The organism is Microbispora sp. CSR-4 (genome assembly GCF_008033685.1).
GTDB lineage: Bacteria > Actinomycetota > Actinomycetes > Streptosporangiales > Streptosporangiaceae > Microbispora.
Map to the genome: position 1 here is coordinate 17,245 of NZ_VJVX01000036.1, position 19,761 is coordinate 37,005.

Annotated in this window: 23 protein-coding genes; 5 read left to right on the forward strand and 18 right to left on the reverse strand. The window is 71.2% G+C overall.

Annotated features, from left to right (window positions below; genetic code table 11):
• Window positions 1-50: 50 nt before the first annotated feature.
• Both FLV34_RS24505 and FLV34_RS24510 read left to right on the forward strand, forming a co-directional pair.
• Window positions 51-245 (forward strand): ferredoxin, encoded by a 195-nt coding sequence (locus FLV34_RS24505; protein ID WP_147944161.1) that lies wholly within the window; start codon window positions 51-53, stop codon window positions 243-245.
• Window positions 246-405: 160 nt separating this feature from the next.
• On the forward strand, window positions 406-1,170 hold the full coding sequence (locus FLV34_RS24510; protein WP_261985883.1) for an enoyl-CoA hydratase/isomerase family protein: 765 nt from the start codon (window positions 406-408) through the stop codon (window positions 1,168-1,170).
• Between the two features lie 56 nt (window positions 1,171-1,226).
• Here FLV34_RS24510 and FLV34_RS24515 read toward each other — a convergent pair whose 3' ends face one another.
• From FLV34_RS24515 to FLV34_RS41745, 6 genes are all read right to left on the reverse strand, one after another.
• Complete coding sequence (locus FLV34_RS24515) at window positions 1,227-2,009, reverse strand: ABC transporter ATP-binding protein (protein WP_147944163.1); 783 nt, start codon at window positions 2,007-2,009, stop codon at window positions 1,227-1,229.
• Window position 2,010: 1 nt separating this feature from the next.
• Window positions 2,011-2,967 carry a branched-chain amino acid ABC transporter permease gene (locus FLV34_RS24520; protein WP_147944164.1) on the reverse strand — a complete coding sequence of 319 codons (957 nt, stop codon included), beginning with the start codon at window positions 2,965-2,967 and terminating at the stop codon, window positions 2,011-2,013.
• Complete coding sequence (locus FLV34_RS24525) at window positions 2,964-3,854, reverse strand: branched-chain amino acid ABC transporter permease (protein WP_147944165.1); 891 nt, start codon at window positions 3,852-3,854, stop codon at window positions 2,964-2,966. The genes FLV34_RS24520 and FLV34_RS24525 overlap by 4 nt, the downstream gene beginning before the upstream one ends.
• 93 nt (window positions 3,855-3,947) lie before the next feature.
• A complete protein-coding gene (locus FLV34_RS24530) occupies window positions 3,948-5,132 on the reverse strand; it encodes an ABC transporter substrate-binding protein (RefSeq protein WP_147944166.1) in 1,185 nt (394 codons plus the stop codon).
• Between the two features lie 88 nt (window positions 5,133-5,220).
• Window positions 5,221-6,096, reverse strand: coding sequence for a creatininase family protein (locus FLV34_RS24535; RefSeq protein ID WP_187280717.1), 876 nt, complete (start codon window positions 6,094-6,096; stop codon window positions 5,221-5,223).
• Between the two features lie 142 nt (window positions 6,097-6,238).
• A complete protein-coding gene (locus tag FLV34_RS41745) occupies window positions 6,239-6,394 on the reverse strand; it encodes a hypothetical protein (protein ID WP_222709607.1) in 156 nt (51 codons plus the stop codon).
• 254 nt (window positions 6,395-6,648) lie between these two features.
• On the opposite strand from FLV34_RS41745, the gene FLV34_RS40685 reads away from it, so the two are divergent.
• The 3 genes from FLV34_RS40685 (at window position 6,649) to FLV34_RS41755 (ending at window position 7,374) form a co-directional block, all read left to right on the forward strand.
• A complete protein-coding gene (locus FLV34_RS40685; protein ID WP_187280718.1) occupies window positions 6,649-6,816 on the forward strand; it encodes an FAD-binding protein in 168 nt (55 codons plus the stop codon).
• A 100-nt stretch (window positions 6,817-6,916) separates the two neighbouring features.
• Window positions 6,917-7,231, forward strand: coding sequence for an FAD-binding protein (locus FLV34_RS41750; protein ID WP_222709608.1), 315 nt, complete (start codon window positions 6,917-6,919; stop codon window positions 7,229-7,231).
• Window positions 7,228-7,374: a hypothetical protein gene (locus tag FLV34_RS41755; protein WP_222709609.1), complete on the forward strand. Its 147-nt coding sequence runs from the start codon at window positions 7,228-7,230 to the stop codon at window positions 7,372-7,374. Before FLV34_RS41750 ends, FLV34_RS41755 begins: the two co-directional genes overlap by 4 nt.
• Window positions 7,375-7,447: 73 nt before the next feature.
• Here the strand turns inward: FLV34_RS41755 and FLV34_RS24550 are convergent, their stop codons facing one another.
• From FLV34_RS24550 to FLV34_RS24605, 12 genes are all read right to left on the reverse strand, one after another.
• On the reverse strand, window positions 7,448-7,930 hold the full coding sequence (locus tag FLV34_RS24550) for a nuclear transport factor 2 family protein (RefSeq protein ID WP_222709610.1): 483 nt from the start codon (window positions 7,928-7,930) through the stop codon (window positions 7,448-7,450).
• A 7-nt stretch (window positions 7,931-7,937) separates the two neighbouring features.
• Window positions 7,938-8,462 (reverse strand): pyridoxamine 5'-phosphate oxidase family protein, encoded by a 525-nt coding sequence (locus FLV34_RS24555; RefSeq protein WP_147944214.1) that lies wholly within the window; start codon window positions 8,460-8,462, stop codon window positions 7,938-7,940.
• Window positions 8,463-8,536: 74 nt separating this feature from the next.
• Window positions 8,537-9,259: an ABC transporter ATP-binding protein gene (locus FLV34_RS24560; protein WP_147944169.1), complete on the reverse strand. Its 723-nt coding sequence runs from the start codon at window positions 9,257-9,259 to the stop codon at window positions 8,537-8,539.
• Window positions 9,252-9,998 (reverse strand): ABC transporter ATP-binding protein, encoded by a 747-nt coding sequence (locus FLV34_RS24565; protein ID WP_147944170.1) that lies wholly within the window; start codon window positions 9,996-9,998, stop codon window positions 9,252-9,254. Before FLV34_RS24565 ends, FLV34_RS24560 begins: the two co-directional genes overlap by 8 nt.
• Window positions 9,999-10,009: 11 nt before the next feature.
• The gene (locus FLV34_RS24570) at window positions 10,010-10,939 is read right to left on the reverse strand and encodes a branched-chain amino acid ABC transporter permease (protein ID WP_147944171.1); all 930 of its coding nucleotides are present in this window, start codon (window positions 10,937-10,939) and stop codon (window positions 10,010-10,012) included.
• Window positions 10,936-11,826 (reverse strand): branched-chain amino acid ABC transporter permease, encoded by an 891-nt coding sequence (locus FLV34_RS24575; RefSeq protein WP_147944172.1) that lies wholly within the window; start codon window positions 11,824-11,826, stop codon window positions 10,936-10,938. Before FLV34_RS24575 ends, FLV34_RS24570 begins: the two co-directional genes overlap by 4 nt.
• Window positions 11,827-12,249: 423 nt before the next feature.
• Entirely contained in the window at window positions 12,250-13,452 is a 1,203-nt protein-coding gene (locus FLV34_RS24580) for an ABC transporter substrate-binding protein (RefSeq protein ID WP_147944173.1), read from the reverse strand.
• Between the two features lie 133 nt (window positions 13,453-13,585).
• The gene (locus FLV34_RS24585; protein ID WP_147944174.1) at window positions 13,586-14,650 is read right to left on the reverse strand and encodes a 2-oxoacid:ferredoxin oxidoreductase subunit beta; all 1,065 of its coding nucleotides are present in this window, start codon (window positions 14,648-14,650) and stop codon (window positions 13,586-13,588) included.
• The gene (locus tag FLV34_RS24590) at window positions 14,643-16,484 is read right to left on the reverse strand and encodes a 2-oxoacid:acceptor oxidoreductase subunit alpha (protein WP_147944175.1); all 1,842 of its coding nucleotides are present in this window, start codon (window positions 16,482-16,484) and stop codon (window positions 14,643-14,645) included. Before FLV34_RS24590 ends, FLV34_RS24585 begins: the two co-directional genes overlap by 8 nt.
• A 50-nt stretch (window positions 16,485-16,534) precedes the next feature.
• Window positions 16,535-17,719 (reverse strand): NAD(P)/FAD-dependent oxidoreductase, encoded by a 1,185-nt coding sequence (locus FLV34_RS24595; protein WP_147944176.1) that lies wholly within the window; start codon window positions 17,717-17,719, stop codon window positions 16,535-16,537.
• Between the two features lies 1 nt (window position 17,720).
• Complete coding sequence (locus tag FLV34_RS24600; protein WP_147944177.1) at window positions 17,721-18,518, reverse strand: amidohydrolase family protein; 798 nt, start codon at window positions 18,516-18,518, stop codon at window positions 17,721-17,723.
• A complete protein-coding gene (locus tag FLV34_RS24605; RefSeq protein ID WP_147944178.1) occupies window positions 18,515-19,678 on the reverse strand; it encodes an acyl-CoA dehydrogenase family protein in 1,164 nt (387 codons plus the stop codon). Before FLV34_RS24605 ends, FLV34_RS24600 begins: the two co-directional genes overlap by 4 nt.
• Window positions 19,679-19,761: the final 83 nt, after the last annotated feature.

The window sequence follows — 19,761 nt, forward strand, 5'->3', positions numbered from 1 at the left end:
GAATTCGGATGTCAATAACCCAGCGCCGATTGCGGCCACGAGGAGGAGCCATGCGGGTGTCCGTCGACCTGAACGTCTGCCAGGGGCACGGGGTCTGCTACATGACCAACCCGGAGATCTTCCAGCCACGGGAGGAGGACGGTCAGGCGCTTGTCGTCATCGATGAGATCCCCGCCGACCTTCAGGACGCCGCGGTCCTCGCTCAGCAGAGCTGCCCCGAGCGCGCCATCAGCGTCACGGAATGAGCCATGGCCCCGAAGCCGCCCAGCCGACGTACGGACAGGCACCCGGCACGCCGTCCGTGGCCGCCACCGTGGCCGCCACCGTGGCCGGCCGCGCCGACGACGGTGGGCGCGGGCACGCGGGGCCGCTCCCATCCCTCCTTGTTCCTGTGAGGCAGTTGCTGTGACAAGCGTCAAGACAGAGGTCGTCGGCTCCGCCTTGTGGATCCGGTTGAACAGGCCCGAGCGGCGGAACGCGTACGACGAGGCGATGGCCCGCGAGATCGCCGAGATCCTGGACGATGCCGCCGCCTACCGGGCGGTGGTGGTGACCGGCGAAGGCGGGAGCTTCTGCGCCGGCGGCGCGCTGGGCAACCTCAGCCGGCCGACGAAGAGCGAGATGCGTCGACTGTACAGCGCCTCACTGAAGCTGTTCGACGCGGTGCGTGGTTGCCCGCGTCCGGTGATCGCGGCGGTCAACGGCCCCGCGGCCGGCGGCGGCAACGAGCTTATCGTCGCGTGCGACCTGGCCGTGGCCGGGCGCTCGGCCACGTTCGGCCAGACCGGCCCGCGCGTCGGCAGCGCACCGGTGACCGGGGCGACGAACGTCATGGGCGTCCAGATCGGCGAGAAGCGCGCCAAGGAGCTGTCGCTGCTGTGCCGCCGCTACTCCGCCGAGCAGGCGCTCGACATGGGCCTGGTCAACGCGGTCGTGGACGACGACCAGGTCGAGGCGACCGCCCGCGCGTGGTGTGAGGAGCTCGCCGCGCTCAGCCCCCGCTACCTCGAGATCGCGAAGATCAGCTCGAACATCTGGTGGAACGCCGCGCGCGACTCCTTCAGCAACGGCGTGGGCATGCTCATCCAGGCCATCGGCAGTGAGGACATGATCGAGGGCGCCACGGCCTTCCTCGAAAAGCGCAAGCCGACGTTCGACGCCCCCGAGTAGCGTCCGGTCACGTGCGGGCCCCCGGCGAACGCTCCGCCGGGGGCCCGCACGTCTTCTCACGCCTGCGCGTGCCCGCGGCCGTGCCGGCTGCCGAGGTACGCCTCCTGCACCGCCGGGTGGCGGACCACGGCCCGCGGCTCGCCTTCCGCGATCAGCTTGCCCGTGGTCATCGCGAAAAGATGATCGCAGGTGTCCACCATCATCTGAACGTCGTGCTCGATGATGAGCTGGGTCAGCCCCTCGGCCTGGAGCCCGCGCATCAATGCCGAGATGTCCTCGCGCTCCTGCCGGTTCATGCCCGCCGTGGGCTCGTCGAGGAGCAGCAGGCGGGGGTTCATCGCGATCGCCCGGGCGATCTCCACCCGCCTCTGCATGCCGTACGAGAGCTCGGTGGGGCGCAGGCTCTGCACCTTCGTGAGCCCGATGCGCTCGATGGCCTGGTCGACCCGTTCCGCGACGGCCCGGCGGGCGGCGCGGCCCCTGATGAGGTGGTCGTCCGTGGCGAGCAGCACGTTCTCCCGCACGGTGCGGTCCTCCAGGAGCCGTACGGTCTGGAAGGTGCGCGCGATGCCGCGCCCGGCCATCGCCCTGGGCGGCTCGTGATGGTACGGCTCGCCGCCGAACAGCAGCTCGCCGCGGGTCAGCCGGACCAGCCGCGTGACGGCGGCGAGCATCGTGCTCTTGCCCGATCCGTTCGGGCCGAGCACCCCGAAGATTTTGCCGGCGGTGAGCGAGAACGACAGCCCGTCGACCGCCTTGACCCCTCCGAAGTGCACGGCCAGGTCGCGGACCTCGAGGACCGGGACCTCCGGTTTCGTCGTCGCGTGGACGGCGGTCATGTCAGCGGCCCTCCCCGGGTACGGCGAGTTCGTCGAACTCACGACCTGTTACGGCGCCGGGGCCCGCGCCCGGCCCGCCCGCGCCCTGCTCACCGTCGGCCGCACCGCCGCGGCGCCCGCTGCGCAGCCTGCGAAAGAGGCCGGTGGCGAGGCCGAGCACGCCGCCCGGCAGATAGAGGGCGGCCAGGACCACGACGACGCCGTAGACGACGGTCTCCCACTCCCCCACGAAGTCCAGCGCCTTCGGCAGCCACACGAAGATCACCGCGCCGATGAGGGCACCGGCCCAGGATCGGAACCCGCCGACGACGATCACGGTCAGCGCGAGGACGACGAGCTGGAAGTTGACCTCCGCCGGGGTGATGCTGGAGCGCAGCAGGATCGTGAGCGCGCCGGACAGGCCGCCCACCAGCCCGCTCACCAGGAAGGACATCCGGCGGTAGCGGGACACGTCGACGCCCATCGCCGCGGCGAGCTCGGGGTCCTCGCGCACCGCGTCGATCCGCCGCCCCAGGCCGCCCGTCTCCGAGAGGGCGAAGACCACGACGACCACCAGGGTGACGGCGAGGATGCTCCCCGTGGTGAGATCGCCGAGCGCGCCGAACAGGCCGGCCGCCCCGCCGGTGAGGCTCCCGCCGTTCACCGCCAGGATGGCGATGATGAGGGTGAAGGCGATGGTCGCCATGCCCAGATACAGCCCGTTCAGTCGCTGGATCAGCAGCCCGAGCAGGCAGCCGGCCACGCCGGCGAGGAGCGTTCCCACCGCGATCGACGGCCAGGTCGGCATCTCCAGCCGGGTCATGCAGATGGCGGCCGCGTAGCCGCCGATGCCGTAGCAGCCGACACCGGCGAAGGAGAAGACCCCGACCCGCAGCGGAAGCTGGATGCTCAGAGCCAGCAGGAAGGTGGTCATCGTGCTCTGGACGAGCACAATGTTGGCCATGTACCAGTCGCTCATGTGCGCCGCACCTCCCGGCGGCCGAACAGCCCCTGCGGCCGGACCAGCAGCATGAGGAAGATCAGTCCGAAGGAGACCGCGTCCGCCCAGGTGCCCCAGTTGTTGACGATCACGAACGTCTCCGCGATGGCGATGAAGTACGCGCCCGCGATGACACCGGCCTGGCTGCCGAGCCCGCCGAGCACGATGGCGGCGAACGCCTTGATCAGCAGAACGTCGCCGGTCTCCGCGGAGATCGCACCGAGCTGGTAGGTCAGCAGCGCCCCGGCCAGACCGGCCAGCGCCCCCGCCACGGCCATCGTGCCCAGGGCGAGAGAGGTGCGGTTCGCGCCCATGAGGGAGGCCGTCTCGGGGTCCACGCCGATGGAGCGCAGGGCGAGCCCGCGCTTGGACGCCTTGAGCCACCAGGCCAGCCCGATGCCCAGCCCGAGCCCGACGACGATGACGACCAGCGCCATCGTGGTCAGGCGCAGCCCGCCGACCTGGTAGACCTGCGCCTGCTCGGCCGCCGAGCCGAATCCGAACGGCGCGCCGTTGGTGAGGCGCTGGGCGATCGCCAGGGGGATGACCGCCACGCCGATGCCCGCGATCAGGATCTGCATCTCCGCGGCCCGGGGATTGCGCGCTCGCCCGAGGATCGACTGGAAGACCAGCGCCTGCACCAGGCAGGAGATGAGCGCGCCGACGGCCGCGGCGAGCACGACGATCAGCGGCGCCGGCAGGGCGACGCGGTCCGCCACGAGATGCGCGGCGAAGGCCGAGAACATGAACGTCGCGCCGTGCGCGAAGTTGAGGACGCCGATGGTGCCCCAGGCGAGCGCCATTCCCAGCGCGAACAGCAAGTAGATGGAGCCGAGCACGACCGCGTTGAACACGTCCTGCAGCACGGCACCTTCCTTTCTTCCGGACGCCGGTCCACTGTGCTCATGGCCGGCGCGCATGGGCTGCCGGCCAGGAGCATCGGTGGCCGAACTCGCCGATCACGGAGTGGTGGTCACGACCTTCTCGGCCTCGCCATCCCATTCGACGAGTACGCCGGGGACGCGCATGTCGTTGCCGTCGAAGCCGAGCCGTCCCATGGCGCCCTCGAAGCCCTCCGCGGCGACCTTGGCCAAGCCCTGCTGGATCCCGTCACGGGTGGCCGATCCGGACGCCTTGATGGCCCGGGCGAGCCACCACGCCGCGTCGTATCCCTCGGCCGCGTACTGGTCGGGGAGCGCGTTGAACTTGGCCTGGAAGTTCTTGATGAACTCCGCCGCCTTGCCCTGGCTCTGCGCGGGCGAGAAGTCGGTCGGGTAGACGACCCCCTTGCCGTACTCCCCCGCGCTCTTGAGGTTGCCGCCGCCCTGCACCGAGGTGCCGAGGACCAGGCCGTCGTATCCTGCCTGCCGCAGCTGCTTCAGCGCGGTCACCGACTGCGGGGCGGTGAGGAAGAACAGCGCCGCATCCGGCTTCTTCTCCGCGATCAGCCGCGTCGGCGAGGTGAAGTCCTGCGTCGTGGCCTGTACGGCGGTGCTGGAGACGACGGTGAGGCCGCTCTTGCCCGCGAGGTCCGGCATCGTCTTCTCCGCGAGCTGGGCGAAGGTCGGGAACGTGGCGTTGTAGAGGACGGTGACATTCTTCAGGCCCTTGGCCGCCAGATATTCGGTGGCGAGGTGGTAGTAGGTGTCCATCGGGGACGTGGCACGGAAGGTGTACTTGCCGATCACGACGCCGTCGGAGCCGGCCTGGGTGAACACGATCGGCGTCCTGCTGCGCTCGGCGACCGGGGCCACCGCCGCCGCCTGCTGGCCCGCGGCGGGCCCGAGAATGGCCGCGACGCCGCTGTCGGCGATCGCGCTGGTGACCTCGCTGGACGCCGTCTCGATGCTGTTGGCGCTGTCCTTCTCGGTGACCGTGATCTTCACGCCTTCGCCGAGGAAGTTGCTGTTGTTGATCTCCTCCACCGCGAGCTGCGTGCCCTTCACCGCGCCCAGACCGGCGTAGGCGACCGGCCCGGTGGTGTCGCGGACGCCGACGAGCTTGATCTCGGCCGGCAGCTTTCCCTCCCCCGCCGACTCAGCCGCCGTGTTCTCGCCGCCGCTTCCGCAGGCGGCCGCCACCAGCGACAGTCCGGCGATCATCGTGATGCCCGCGCCGCGAGCCCATCTGAGCCGAAGTGACATCGGTCGCTCCAAGTATGCAAATGATAAGCATGAATTGGTTTTCCCAAGATAGGTTTGCGCCGGGCCGATGTCCAGGCTTGCGCGGGTGTTACTTCCGCGTGACATGCGGGCGGACGCCCGGCCGGTGAGGCGCGGGGGCCGCGTCGCCGTCCGCCTCCAGCAGACGTCCGGTGTGGCACACGCGCCCGCTCCGGATGCGGGCCGCCAGGTCGCCGGCGATCCGACCGAGCAACCGGCGGCCGTCCTCGGCGGTGGCCGTCGCGTGGTTACCGAGGACGGCGACGTCTCCGGACGAGCGCCGGGACATCGGCCGGGCCTCGACCGGGCTCACCAGGCCGGGGGCGAGGTGCAGCATGAGCGAGGTCGTGACGTGACCGGCGGGCAGGTCGCCGTTCTCGGCCGGACAGGGCACCCAGGCCGCGTCGCGCCCTTCGTGCCGCGACTGCACGACCGCGGCTGCGACCGCGTCCAGGTTGCCGTCGCAGCCATTGATGATCACGGTTCGCCCGGCCCAGCGTGACAGCGACCGGATCAGCTCCACCAGCAGAAGCTGGAGCGTGTCGGTCCCGATGGACATGACGCCCGGGAAGTTCGCGCGAGCGTCCCCGTCGGAGCCGGGACGCGCGCCGAGGTGGTCGTCCCCCGCACCGTACGCGATGGCGGGCGCCACGACCACGGATTCCTCCGGGCACACCCGGCGCAGGCGGGCGGCCGTGGCCCGTGCCCCCGCCGTCGAGATCACCGTGTCGGTCTGCGGCGGCAGGCACGTGCCGGACCGCCCCGTCGATCCGAGCGGGACCAGGACGGTCGGCGCGTGCGGCGACGCGGGCCACGCCACGGCCGCGAGGCATTGTTCGTCCACCCCGCCCGCATGGGCGGCCAGATCACAAGCGGGCGCGATCCCGCCCCCGGCGTTCTCCTCGACAGCCCCGGCGTGCGGCGAGGCGCCATTGCCACTTCCCATCGTTTCCCGCCTCCTTACCCCCACTCCCATCTTATATAATCATTATTATAGTTTGCGAACACGCCGCTCGAAGGATAGAGCGAAGGAGAGCAGTGCGCGCCGGGCGGGAGCCCGGCAGCGCGTAACGGCACCCACCGAGCTTTCAGGCGTACTCCGCGGGGGCGGGCAGCCCCCTGGCCGGCCAGCCGCCGTCCAAGGGCAGCGTGACGCCGTCGAGGTCGACCCCGACCACGGGATGCCCCTCCTCGGCGAATCGCGCGGCGATCGCCCGGCCGATGCCCCGCGCCGCACCGGTCACGACGACTCACGGCTCCGGCTGCTCTCCATCGCGCCGGCCTCTCTCCTCTTCCCATAACCAAAGTAATCATTACCATAGTTAGGGGTCCTCCCGAGAGAAGAGATGCACGTGGAAGCAGCCATCGGCGCGCGGCCTCCCGCCGCCCTCCACACCTCCCACACGGACGCTCCGGCTCACCGGACCCCGGCGTCGCCTCCCTCCGATCGCCGGCGGTGGAGGGGGCGCGCGGCTGAACACGCGTTTTCGATGTGATCGTGCTCGGCACCGGCGCGGCGAGGCTCATCGCCGCGCTCGCCGCCGCCGAGTCCGGCGCCTCGGTCGGTTTGTACGAAAAGAGCCGGTTGATCGGCGGCACCACCTGCCTGTCGAGCGGCGTCGCCTGGATCCCCGTGAACCCGTACGCCGCGGCCGCGAGCTGGTGATCAGCGACGGCGCGGTGACCGGCGTACGGTTCGAGGGCGGGGACGGCGAGTTCGAGGTCGGCGCGGACCGGGCGGTCATCCTCGCCACCGGCGGCTTCGAATGGGACCGCGTGACCTGGTCCGCGACTTCCTGCGCGGCCCGATCGACACACCCGCAGGCGTGCCCGCCAACACCGGCGACGGGCTGCGGATGGCGATGAAGGCCGGCGCGATGCTCGGCAACATGCGCGAGGCGTGGTGGGTGCCCGTCGTCGAGCTTCCGGGCCAGCGGAACTACGGCGAGCAGGCGGTCAGCCTCGTGCTGCGCGAGCGGACGCTGCCGCGGTCCATCATGGTCAACCGCACCGGCCGCCGCTTCGCCAACGAGGCCGCCAACTACAACGCGCTCGGCGGCTCGGCGTCGACGGCGCCGTGATCCCCGGCCTGTTCGCCGCGGGCAACGCGACGGCGGGCGTCACCGGCATGGTCTACGGCGGCGCGGGCGGCACCCTCGGGCCCGCCCTGGTCTTCGGCTACCGCGCGGGCCGCGCCGCCGCCCGCGCCTCACGCGGCGCCTGACAGCGCGCCCCCCGGCCCGCCACCGCCGGTGGAGCGGCTTCCGCGTCCGCCGGCGGGGCATACGTCCCGTGGCTCAGGCGGGGGCGACCCCGGTCCACTCCCGGGTCCCGCCGACGGCGGCCACCCGCTCGACCATGATCCGCTTGTGCGCGAACCGCAGCTCACCGCCCACCTCGCGCAGCGAGTCGGAGTATCGGCCGATCACGAAGCGGGTGCCGTCCGGGTCGAACATCACCGCCTGGAAGTACGCCTCGGCACGGACCAGGCCGCCGTCCTCCGGATAGGCCCGCACGTTGGTGATCATGTGCTTGCTGCCCAGCGTCGGCGAGTCGCGGAAGGCCCGGTAGACGTCGAGAAAGGGCTCCCTGCCGGTGTGCGTGCCGTCGACGCGCGTGATCGCCACATCGTCGGCGATCAGCTCGCCGAGCGCGTCCACGTCGCCCTCGTCCACCGCCCGAGCGTAGGCGTACAGCAACTGCGCCACACGGGCCGACAGGTCGGGGTCCGCCACGGCGCGGAATCCGCCGCCGTCCGTCGTCACGGTCTGGTTCTCCACTGTCCGATCACTCCTTGGAATCGGCCCGTCCGGCGGAGCCCGAACCGCCGCGGCCGTCGCCCGGCATCTTGCGCGAGTCATGGCTGACGGCGATCTTCACCGGATGCACCTCGAAGATCACCCGGTTGGGACTGTCCAGCAGCCGGACCATCGCGGCGGGATCGCCGGGCGCCAGCTTCGCCGCCAGGCGCGGCAGCATCCGCCGCTTGGTCTCCTCGTCGTCCCGCCGCAGGGCGATGCCGCGTACGGCCAGCATGCGGCGGCCGGGGAGCGTGGTCCCCGAGTTGGAGACGACGAGCGTCACCCGCGGGTCTCTGCCGATCGCCTCGGCGTGCGCGCGTCCCCGCACCGCGGTCAGCCAGAAACGGCCCTCCTCGTACAGGAAGCTCATGACGACCCCGGCGGGCCAGCCCTCCGCGGCGGTGAAGACGAAGGTGCACTCGCTCTGCGCGGTCAGCAGCTCATGCCGGCCGTCGGCGTCGAGCCGCAGTGACCGCAGGTCTTCTATGTCGTCGATGCCCACCCGGCCCATACGCGTGTGCGCTCCTTCCAGTTCGGTCACGGTACGGCGAGGCCGGGGCATGCCCTCGCCCTCGCCGTACCGGATCAGCTCTCCGAGACCAGCGCCGCCTCGCCGAGGAAGGCGCGCAGGACCGATGAATTGGAGCGGGCGTCCTTGGCCGTGCCGCTGAAGACGACCTCGCCGCGGGCGACGACGGCGACGTCATCGGCGACCTCCAGGCCGGCTTCGGCGTTCTGCTCGACCATCAGCACCCCGATGCCCGAGTCGGCCATGGCGCGGATGCTGCCGAGCACCGTGTCGACCATGGTCGGGGCCAGGCCCATCGACGGCTCGTCCAGCATCATGATCTTCGGCTTGGCCATGAGGGCCCGGCCGAAGGCGAGCATCTGCTGCTCGCCGCCGGACAGGAGCCCGGCGGCCCCGTCCTGGCGCTCCTTGAGCACCGGGAACATCTCGAAGACGCGGTCCAGGATGGCGCCGGTCTCCCCGCGGGCCGTGGTGTAGCCGCCCATCCGGAGGTTCTCCATGACGGTCAACGGGGCGAAGACGCGGCGGCCCTCGGGCACCAGGACCAGCCCGCGCTTGACGATCTTGTGTGCCGGCAGGCCCGTGATCGTCTCCCCGTCCAGGACGACGGAGCCCGAGTCGGGCTTGTGCAGGCCGGCGGCCGACCGCAGCGTGGTCGTCTTGCCCGCTCCGTTGGCGCCGAGGACCAAGGTGACCTTGCCCGGCTCCGCCGACAGCGTCATGCCGCGCACCGCGGTGACCTTGCCGTAGCTGACGTGCAGGTCCCGGATCTCAAACATGCTGGCTCCACCGCTTTCCCAGGTACGCCTCGCGCACCGCCGGCTCCCGTACGACGCCCGCCGGATCACCCTGCGCGATCAGCTTGCCGAAGTTCATCGCGAACAGGTGGTCGCAGGTGTCGACCATCATCTGGACGTCGTGCTCGACGATCAGCTGTGTCAGGCCCTCCTTCTGCAGCTCGCGCATCAGGGCCGAGACCTCCTGCCGCTCCGACTGGTTCATGCCGGCCGTGGGCTCGTCGAGCAGCAGCAGCCTCGGCCGGGCGACGATCGCGCGGGCGATCTCCACCCGCCGCTGCACGCCGTACGAGAGCTCGCCGGGCCGGTGCCGCTCCAGGCCGTTCAGCCCCGTGCGCTCGATGGCCTCGCGCACGCCGTCCGCGCCGCCCCGCCCGCCGGCCCGGTCGGCGCCGAGCCGGATGTTCTCCTCGACGGTCAGGCCGGGCAGCAGCCGTACGGTCTGGAACGTTCGGGCGACGCCGCGCCGCGCGACCCGTGCGGCCGGGAGGGTGTGGTATTCCTCCCCGTCCAGGAGGAGCGCGCCGGCCGTCAGCTCCACGAACCGGGTGATCGCCGCCAGCAGGGTGCTCTTGCCGGAGCCGTTGGGGCCCAGAATCCCGAAGATCTTGCCCTCGGTGAGCTCGATGGACAGGCCGTCCACGGCCTTCACTCCCCCGAAGTGGACGGCGGCGTCCCTCACCTGGAGCAGCGGGGCGCCACTCGCCCGATTCCCCGTCATCGGCTCGCCTGTCATGCGGGCGTCCCCTCCGCTCGCGGGGACGCCGTCCTGCGGTCCCCGTCATCCGGTCCGGCGTCCCCCGGTCCGGCCGCCCTGCGGGAACGCTGCCAGGAACGGTAGGCGTCGGTGACGACACCGATCAGACCGCCCGGCACCCAGATGGCCGCGAGCGCCACGATCACGCCGTAGATCACCTTCTGGAACTGGCCGGAGAACTCCAGCACGCTGGGCAGCCAGGTGAAGATCACCGCACCGATGAACGCCCCGGCCCAGGAGCGCGACCCGCCCACGATGATCATCGTGAGGGCGAGGGTCACCAAGGAGAAGCCGATGTCGGTGGGGGCGATGGTGGTGCGCAGCAGCACGTTGAACCCGCCGGCGCAGGCGCCGAGCAGCGCACTGATCACGAAGGCGAGCTGCCGGTAGTAGCGGACCTCCACGCCCATCGCGGCGGCGAGCTCGGGGTCCTCGCGCACCGCCTCCACCCGGCGGCCGAACCGGCCGCGCTCGCTGAGCGCGAGCAGCACGACGACGACCAGCGAGGTCAGCGCCACGTGCACGGTGCCCACGTCCGAGATCGCGCCGAACAGGCCGCTGGGGCCGCCGGTCAGCTCGCCTCCGTTGGCCACGACCACCGTGACGATCAGGTCGAACGCGATGGTGGCCATGCCGAGGTAGAGGCCGCCGAGCCGGCTGAGGACCAGCGCGAGCAGATAGCCCGTCACCGCGGCCAGCAGCATGCCCGCGCCCATGGCGAGCGGTGCCGGCCAGCCGAGGCGGATGACGATGATCGCCGTGGTGTACGCGCCGACGCCGTAACAGCCGACCCCCGCGAAGGAGAAGACGCCGAAGCGGATGGGCACCTGCAGGCTCAGGGCGGTGAGCAGTCCGACGAACGTGGACTGGATCAGGATGATGTTGCTGTCGTACCAGGCCGTCATGTCCGGCGCACCTCTTTGCGGCCGAAGAGCCCCTCGCTCTTGAACAGGAGGACGGCGAGGATCACGCCGAACGAGACCGCGTCCACCCACAGGCCGGAGGTCTGGGTCAGCACGATCGTCTCGGCGAGGGCCAGCACGTAGGACCCGACGACGACCCCCGCCATGCTGCCGACGCCGCCGAGGATCACCGCGGCGAACGCCTTGATCAGCAAGGTGTCGCCGCTGTCCGGCGTGATCGCGCCGAGATGGTAGGTGAGCATCACCCCGGAGAACCCGGCCAGGGCTCCGGCGACGGCCATGCTGCCCAGTCCGAGCACCCGCCGGTTGACGCCCATCAGCGAGGCCGTCTCCGGGTCGACGCCGAGCGACCGCAGCGCCAGGCCGGACCGCGACATGCGCAGCCAGGCGATCACGGCGACCGCGATGAGCAAGGCCGCGGCGACCACCAGGATCTGGGTGTTGGTGATCCGGAAGCCCAGCAGGACGTAGGTCTTCGTCGCGTAGCTGGACGCGGAGAAGCCGAAGGGGTTGCTGCCGGTCTCCTCCTCGGCGACGGCCAGCGGGATCGCGGCGACGCCGATGCCGCCGATGAGGATCTGCATCTCCCCGCTGCGCAGGTCCTTGGCGCGCTGCAGGATCGGCTGGAAGGCCAGCACCTGGACCGCCACCGAGAGCGCCGCGCCCACCAGGGCGCCGATCACGATCAACGCGAGCATGGGGAGCCGCACCTGCTCGACGATGACGTAGGACGCGAAGGCGGCGAACATGAAGATCGCGCCGTGGGCGAAGTTGAGGATGCCGATGGTGCCCCAGACGAGGCTCATCCCGAGTGCGAAGAGCAGATAGATCGACCCGAGTGACAGGGCGTTGATCAGATCTTGGAGCACGGGGATTCACCCCGTTTCGCGCTGTCGCAGCGTCGCACGTGCGCCTCTCAGGCCTTGGAGGGGAGCAGGGTTTCCCCGGCGGCGTCCCACTGGACCGGCACGCCGGGAGGCCGCAGGCCGCGGTTCTCGAAGGTCAGCGTGCCGAGCGCCCTCGAAGCCCTCGACGGCCACGGCGTCCAGGCCGGCGAGCGTGGTGTCCCCCAGAAGAGCGAGCCCTCTCCTGCGTGTCAACGCGATCCCTTCTCGATTCACCCGGACCTCCAGGGCCGTTCTATGTTTATGATTATGATTATTAGGCGGTAGGGTATGTGTTCTGGCAGGTCGTGTCCAGGGTTCGCGGAAGACCGGATTCCAGATGGGTCACCCGCGCGGTGCCGGAGGGGGCGGGCGGCGAGCCGGGCGGAGTCCGCCGCCCGCTCCCGGTCAGGAGGCCGAGCCGGCGAGCACCTCCTCCGTGCCGTTCCACTCGACCACCGTTCCGGTGAGGCGCATGTCCCGGCCCTCGAACGCGATCTTGCCCATAGCTCCGTCGAAGCCCTGGGCGGCCACCGCGTCGAGACCCTTCTTGATGGCGTCGCGCGACGCGCCGCCCGCCTCCTTGACGGCCCTGGCCAGCCACCAGACCGAGTCGTAGCCCTCGGCCGCGTAGTTCAGCGGCTCCTCGCCGTACTTCGCCTTGTAGAGCTCGACGAACTTCCGCGACGACTCGCCCGGCTGGTCCGGGTGGAAGTCCGTCGGCCAGGCCATCCCGGCGCCGTCCTCGCCGGCCGGCTTGAGGTTCCCCGCACCGGCGGCCGTGTTGCCGAGGACCGGCCCCTCGAACCCGGCCTGCCGCAGCTGCCGCATCCCCGTCGGGTTCTGCCCGCCGACCAGCAGCAACGCGACCGCGTCCGGCTTGGTCTTCAGCACCTGGGAGATGGGCGCGGAGAAGTCCTGGGTCGTCATCTGCACGGCCACGCTCGCGGTGACCTTGTATCCGACCTGCTCACCGATCGAAGGCAGCACCTTCTCAGCGACCTCCTTGAGCGTGGGCAGCGACGTGTTGTAGACGACGCCGAGAGACCTGATGTTCTTGGACTTGATGTAGTCGCCGATCACCGGGTAGTAGCTCGTCATCGGCGGAGTGGCCCGGAAGGTGTACTCACCGATGACGACGCCTTCGCTGCCCGATTGCGTGTAGATGATCGGCATCTTTCCGCGCTCGGCGATCGGCGAGGCGGCCGCGGCCTGGTCGCTCGCCACCGGCCCGAGGATCGCGGCGTACTTCTGGTCCTGGATCGCCGCCGTGACCATGCTGGCGGCGGTCTGCGCCTTGCCCGCCGGGTCGCGGTTCTCCACGACCAGCTTCGTGTCGCCCAGGAACCTCTCGTTGTTGATCTGCTCGACGGCGAGGTCGATGCCCTTCAGCGTGGACAGGCCGGTGAAGGCGACCGCCCCGGTCTCGTCCTTGATCGCCATGACCGTTATCTCGGACGGCAGCCCGCCGTTCGCCGCCGCGCCGCCGTTCGCCGCGGCGCCGTCGTCCGCCGTGCCGCCACCGCCGCACGCCGCCAGGATGAGCACGCCGGCGACCGCCAGTGCCGCCGGAACGCCCCGCCGCAACGAGGCGCGCCTGGGTCCGCCCATCTTTCCTCCTGAAGCTCATGATGGTAATCATGCTTATGATTACCATCAGGAACGTTAGAGGGATCTCACGGACGTTGTCCAGAGTTCACAGTCTGTCAACAGCGAGTTGATGCGCAGGAAAAGCGGAGCCGGCTCACAGCGTCCAGCTGTCCCCGCCGCGGATGAGCGCGTTGAGCGCGGCGTCGTCGCCGGGGGCCTCGTTCCTCGCCGCCTCCATCTGCTCCCGCAGCAGGCGGTCATAGCTCGGCCGCTCCACGGAGCGGAAGACGCCCATCGGGGTCAGCCGCGGGTCCCGTTCCGGCAGCCGCGACAGCGCGTAGGCGTAGCTGGAGTCCGCGGCGTGCGCGTCGTGCACGACTACCCGGGGGTCGCCGGGCTCCACCCCCTCCGCCACCATGAGCGTGCCGGTGCCGGGGTCGCGTACGACGGCCTTGTCACCGCCGGCGCCGAAGCGGATCTCCTCGCCGTGCACGAGGGGGACGATCCACTCCCGGGCGCTCTCGGGCGACTTGAGCAGGTCGAAGGCGCCGTCGTTGAAGATGTTGCAGTTCTGGTAGATCTCGACCAGCGACGCGCCCTCGTGCTCGGCCGCCGCGCGCAGCACCGACGTCAGGTGCTTGCGGTCGGAGTCGAGGGTCCGCGCGACGAAGGTCGCCTCCGCTCCCAGGGCCAGCGAGACCGGGTTGAACGGGTTGTCCAGCGAGCCGTACGGCGAGGACTTGGTGATCTTCCCCCGCTCGCTCGTCGGGCTGTACTGCCCCTTGGTGAGCCCGTAGATGCGGTTGTTGAACAGCAGGATCGTGAGGTTGACGTTCCGGCGCAGGGCGTGGATGAGGTGGTTGCCGCCGATGGACAGGGCGTCGCCGTCCCCGGTGACCACGAATACCGCCAGATCCGGGCGCGAGGTGGACAGGCCGGTGGCGATCGCCGGCGCCCGCCCGTGGATGGAGTGCATGCCGTAGGTGTTCATGTAGTACGGAAACCGGGAGGAGCACCCGATGCCCGAGATGAACACGATGTTCTCCCGGGGGACGCCGAGCTCGGGCAGGAAGCCCTGGACGGCCGCGAGGATGGCGTAGTCACCGCAGCCGGGGCACCAGCGCACCTCCTGGTCGGTCTTGAAGTCCTTGGCCTTCAGCGGCACGTACGGAAGGGCCGGGACGGATCCGGCCGCCCGCTCCGCGACGGTGTCAGTCATCCTCGATCACTCCTTGCAGGGTCTGGGCCAGGTCCGCGGCGCGGAAGGGCATTCCCCTGACCTGGGTCACGGAGACGACGTCGACCACGAACCTGGCCCGCAGCAACAGAGCGAGCTGGCCGAGGTTCATCTCGGGAACGACGACCTTGTCGTATCGGGCGAGGATCTGCCCGAGGTTGGCCGGGAAGGGGTTGATGTGCCGCAGGTGCGCCCGGGCGACGGCGTGACCCGCCCGCCGGACCCGCCGGACCGCCGCGCCGATCGATCCGAAGGTGCTCCCCCAGCCCAGGACCAGCACTCTGGCGTCCGCGCCGGGGTCGTCGACCTCCACATCGGGGACGGCGACCCCGCGCACCTTCGCGTCGCGGAGGCGCACCATGCGCTCGTGGTTGTCCGGGTCGTAGGAGATGTGGCCGGTGCCGTCGGCCTTCTCGATGCCGCCCACCCGATGCTCCAGCCCTGGCGTGCCGGGGACCGCCCACGGCCGGGCCAGCGTCGTCTCGTCGCGCAGGTAGGGCAGGAACGTTCCGTCCGGCCCGTTGGGCGCGGTCGGGAACTCCACGGTGAGGTCGGGAAGCTGCTCCAGGGCCGGGAACCGCCACGGCTCCGAGCCATTGGCGAGGTAGCCGTCCGACAGCAGGAAGACCGGGGTCCGGTACGCGGTCGCGATACGGATCGCCTCCACGGCCGCGTCGAAGCAGTCGGCGGGTGAGCACGCTGCCACCACCGGCACCGGCGCCTCGCCGTTACGGCCGAACATGGCCTGCAGCAGGTCGGCCTGCTCGGTCTTGGTCGGCAGGCCCGTCGAGGGGCCGCCGCGCTGCACGTCCACGACCACCAGCGGCAGTTCGAGGCTGACCGCCAGGCCGATGGTCTCCGACTTGAGCGCGACGCCCGGCCCGGAGGTCGTGGTGACGCCGAGCGCACCTCCGAAGGAGGCCCCCAGCGCCGCCCCCACTCCGGCGATCTCGTCCTCGGCCTGGAAGGTCGTGACGCCGAACCGCTTGTGCTTGCTCAGCTCGTGCAGGATGTCGGAGGCGGGGGTGATCGGATAGGAGCCGAGGAACAGCGGCAGCCCCGCCCGCCGCGCCCCGGCGACGAGCCCGTACGCCAGGGCGAGGTTGCCGGTGATGTTGCGGTACTCCCCCGGCGGGAGCGGCGCCGGCTTGACCTGGTGGGCGACCAACGCCTCCGTGGTCTCCCCGTAGTTCCAGCCGGCTTTGAAGGCGCGCACGTTGGCCTCGGCGATCCGCGGCGTTTTGGCGAACTTCTGGCGCAGGAAGCGGATCGTGCCCTCGACAGGCCGGGAGTACATCCAGCTCAGCAGGCCCAGGGCGTACATGTTCTTCGCGCGCGCCGCGTCCTTGCGGGTGAGGTCGGTGCCGGCCAGTGCGTCGAGGGTGAGCTGCGTCAGGTCGACGGCGTGCACGGTGAAGGCGTCGAGCGTGCCGTCCGTGAGCGGGTCGGAGGTCCAGCCCACCCGGGCCAGGGCGCGCGAGGTGAAGTCGTGGGTGTCCACGATGACCGTGGCACCCCTCGGCAGGTCGCCGAGGTTCGCCTTCAGCGCGGCGGGGTTCATCGCGACCAGCACGTCGGGGCGGTCGCCCGGCGTCAGGATGTCGTGGTCGGCGAAGTGGAGCTGGAAGGAGCTGACGCCGTGCAGCGTCCCGGCGGGCGCGCGGATCTCGGCGGGGAAGTTGGGCAGGGTGGACAGGTCGTTGCCGAAACGCGCGGTCTCGTGCGTGAAACGGTCGCCCGTCAGCTGCATGCCGTCGCCGGAGTCGCCCGCGATCCGGATGACGACACGTTCGAGTTGTTCGAGGTGGACAGACATGTGCTGATCCCTGTCGGTGAGAAGCTCGGGAAACGACGGGAAACGACGGGCTACGCCCGGGGAACGCCCAGGCCGGGCACCCATTCGGCCCCCCGCAGGAGAAGCGTGCGGTAGCGCATCGCCTCGGCGAGCGCGCCGAACGCCACCACCGCGTGCAGCCGCCCCGCGCCACCGGTGATCGCCGCGAAGCGTTCCTCCTCCGGACCGCCGAGAACGAAGACGACCTCGTCGCCCGGCATGACGCGGCCGAAGATCTGCAGCCGGGCGCCCGCCTGGTCGGACCAGACGTACGGCAGCGAGTCGAAGGCAGTCGGCGTGCCCGTGATGGTGGCGGCCACCGCCATCGCCTGCTCGCCCGCGGCGGTCCAGTGCTCGACGCGCACGGGACCGCCGTACCGCGTGGACCGCCAGCTCGCCACGTCGCCGACGGCGTAGACGTCCTCCGCCCCGGTCGCGCGCAGCAGGGCGTCACAGCCGACGCCGTCGGTCAGGTCGAGCCCGGCGCCGTCCAGCCAGCCGACCGCGGGCTCGGCGCCGATGCCCGCGACGACCAGGTCCGCCGCCACGACCGAGCCGTCGTCGAGGACGAGCTCCTCCACCCGAGACGACCCGCGCGCCTCGCGCACGGTGCGGCCCATCCGCAGCGCCACGCCGAGCGCGCGGTGCCTGGCCGCCATCGCCTCGCCCAGCACCGGGCCCAGGCCGCGCGTCATCAGGGTGGGCGCGGAGTCGACGAGGGTCGTCTCCAGTCCGAGGGCGCGGGCGGCGCACGCCACCTCCGCACCGATGAAGCCGCCGCCGACGACCGCGACCCGCGGCCCGCCCGCCAGCGCGTCGCGTACGGCCACCGCGTCGTCGATCGTGCGCAGCACGTGGACGCCGGGCAGCTCGACCGGCGGCGTGCGCGGCGTCGAGCCGGTCGCGGCGACGAGGATGTCGTACGGCACCGCGTCGCCGCTCCTCAGCCGCACGCGCCTGGCGGCGCGGTCGAGCGCGGTCGCGGGCTCGCCGAGGCGCAGCTCGAGGCCGAGATCCTCCGCCTGCTCGGCGGTGAGCAGGGTGAGCGCCGCGCTGTCGGTCTTGCCGAGCAGGAAGTCCTTCGACAGCGGGGGCCGGTCGTACGGCAGGTGCGGCTCGGCGCCGACCAGCGTGATCCGCCCGTCGAAGCCCTTGCGGCGCAGCGCCTGGGCGGTCCGCACACCGGCGAGGGACGCGCCGACGATGACCAGGTCCATCTCAGTCCGCTTCCACGATGCCGAGCAGCCTGGCGAGCGTGCCGCCGAGGATCGCGTCCTCCTCCTGCCGGGTGAGCCCGAGCGCGCGGACCGCCGCGATCTCGGCCGCCGGGTCGGCCATCGGCCAGTCGGAGCCGAACACCATGCGGTCCGCGCCGTGCGCGGCGACGATGCGCCGCAGCCGGTCCGGGTCGAGGTCGGCCAGCCGCGGCGGCCAGGAGGTCTCCAGGACGACGCGGGAGCCGACGACCAGCTCCTCGGCCGTGTCGAGCCGGTGGTAGCCGCCGTAGTGGCAGGCGATGAGCGTCAGGTTCGGGACGCCGTCCGTGAGCGCGCGCAGGTGACGGGGGTGGCCGCGCTCGTTGGACGCCTCGTCGCCGCCCGCGCCCGCGTGGGTGATGACGACGATCCCCTCCTCGGCCAGCGCGTGCAGCAGCTCCACGACGGCCGGGTCGCCCAGCGAGAGCTCCTGGAACAGCGGGTGCAGTTTGACGCCGCGGATGCCGTGGCGCTTGAGCGACGCCAGGTTCTCCTCGATGCTCAGGCCCGGGTGCACTGTGCCGAATGGAATGAACCGCGACCGGTCGACCGACCCGATGAACTCGTTCGTACGGTCGACGGTACGCGCCAGGTTGGCCACGCCGAGGCACATCGCCATGTCGATGCCGGCGGCGTCCATGGTGCGCCGCAGGCCGTCGAGGGTCCCGTCGTGCACCGGATCCAGCCCGGCCGGCCGCCCGGCGAGCACCTTCGCCGCGATGTGGTCCGGCCACACGTGGCAGTGGGCATCGATGATCATTGCGTGTCCTTCCGCAGGTGGGGCTTGACCAGCTGCTTGGCGAGCGAGTCGAGGACGACCTCGGTCGCGCCCTCGTAGATCCGCATCGGCCTGGCCTCGCGGTAGAGCCGCTCGATCAGGCTGCCGCGGACCAGGCCGAACCGGCCCATGACCTGCACGGCGCGGTCGACCACCCGGCCGGCGACCTCCGTCGCGCCCACCTTCGCCATGGACGACAGGTGCAGGTTGGCCAGCGGGTCGCGGGCGGCGGCCGCGGCGGCGCGGTAGGTCAACGACCGCGCCATCTCGATCTCGACCCAGGACATGGCGAGCAGGTTCGGCACCGGGCCGAGCCGGGCGAGCGGCACCCCGAACTGGTCGCGTCCCGTGGTGTGCCGCACCGCCTCGTCGAGCGCCGCCTGGGCGAGGCCGATCGCGGCGCCGGCGACCGAGACGCGAAATGTGGCCAGTGTCGCGAGCGCAAGCGTGAACGCTTTGCCCGGCTCGCCGATCCGGTGGCCGGCCGGGACCCGTACGTGGTCGAAGATCACGTCGCCGAGCACGTGCGGGGCGATGATCTGGTGCGGATGGGCGACGGAGACGCCCGGGGCGCCGGCCGGGACGAGCACCATCGAGTAGCCGTCGCCCTCGCGGCCGAGCACGAGGTAGAAGGTCGCGTCGCCGGCGTTGGTGATGAAGGACTTGTGCCCGTCGACCACGATCTCGTCGCCGGTCGCGGTGATCGTGGTGGTGATCGCCTTGAGGTCGGAGCCGACCTGGGGCTCGGTCAGGGCCAGGGCGCCGATCGCCTCGCACGCCGCGACCGCGGGCAGCCAGCGGCGGCGCACCGCGTCGCCGCCGCCGGCCCACAACGCGTAGCTGCCGATGCCCTGCATGGCGTAGAGCGAGTCGAGGTGGGCGCTCACCCCGGCGAGGGCCTCGCGGACCACGGTCACCGCGAGCGAGTCGACCTTGTCGAACCGGCCGCCGAACTCCTTGGCCACCACGGTGCCGGCCAGCCCGCTGGCCGCGAGCGCCTCCCGCATCACGGGGTCGATGTGGTCGGCCTCGTCCGCGACCGCGGCCCGGTGGGCCAGCCCGGCCGCGAGCCGCCGGGCCTCTTCCTGCAGGTCCCGGTAGCGGGACGGGAGTTCGAAGGGACCGGCGTCTTGCGCGTTCATCGGATCACCCGCTCGGCTCGTCTTGCTTATCTATGCGAACCATAGCAATGATTAGGTTAGGCTGAAACACCGACCCTCCCGTG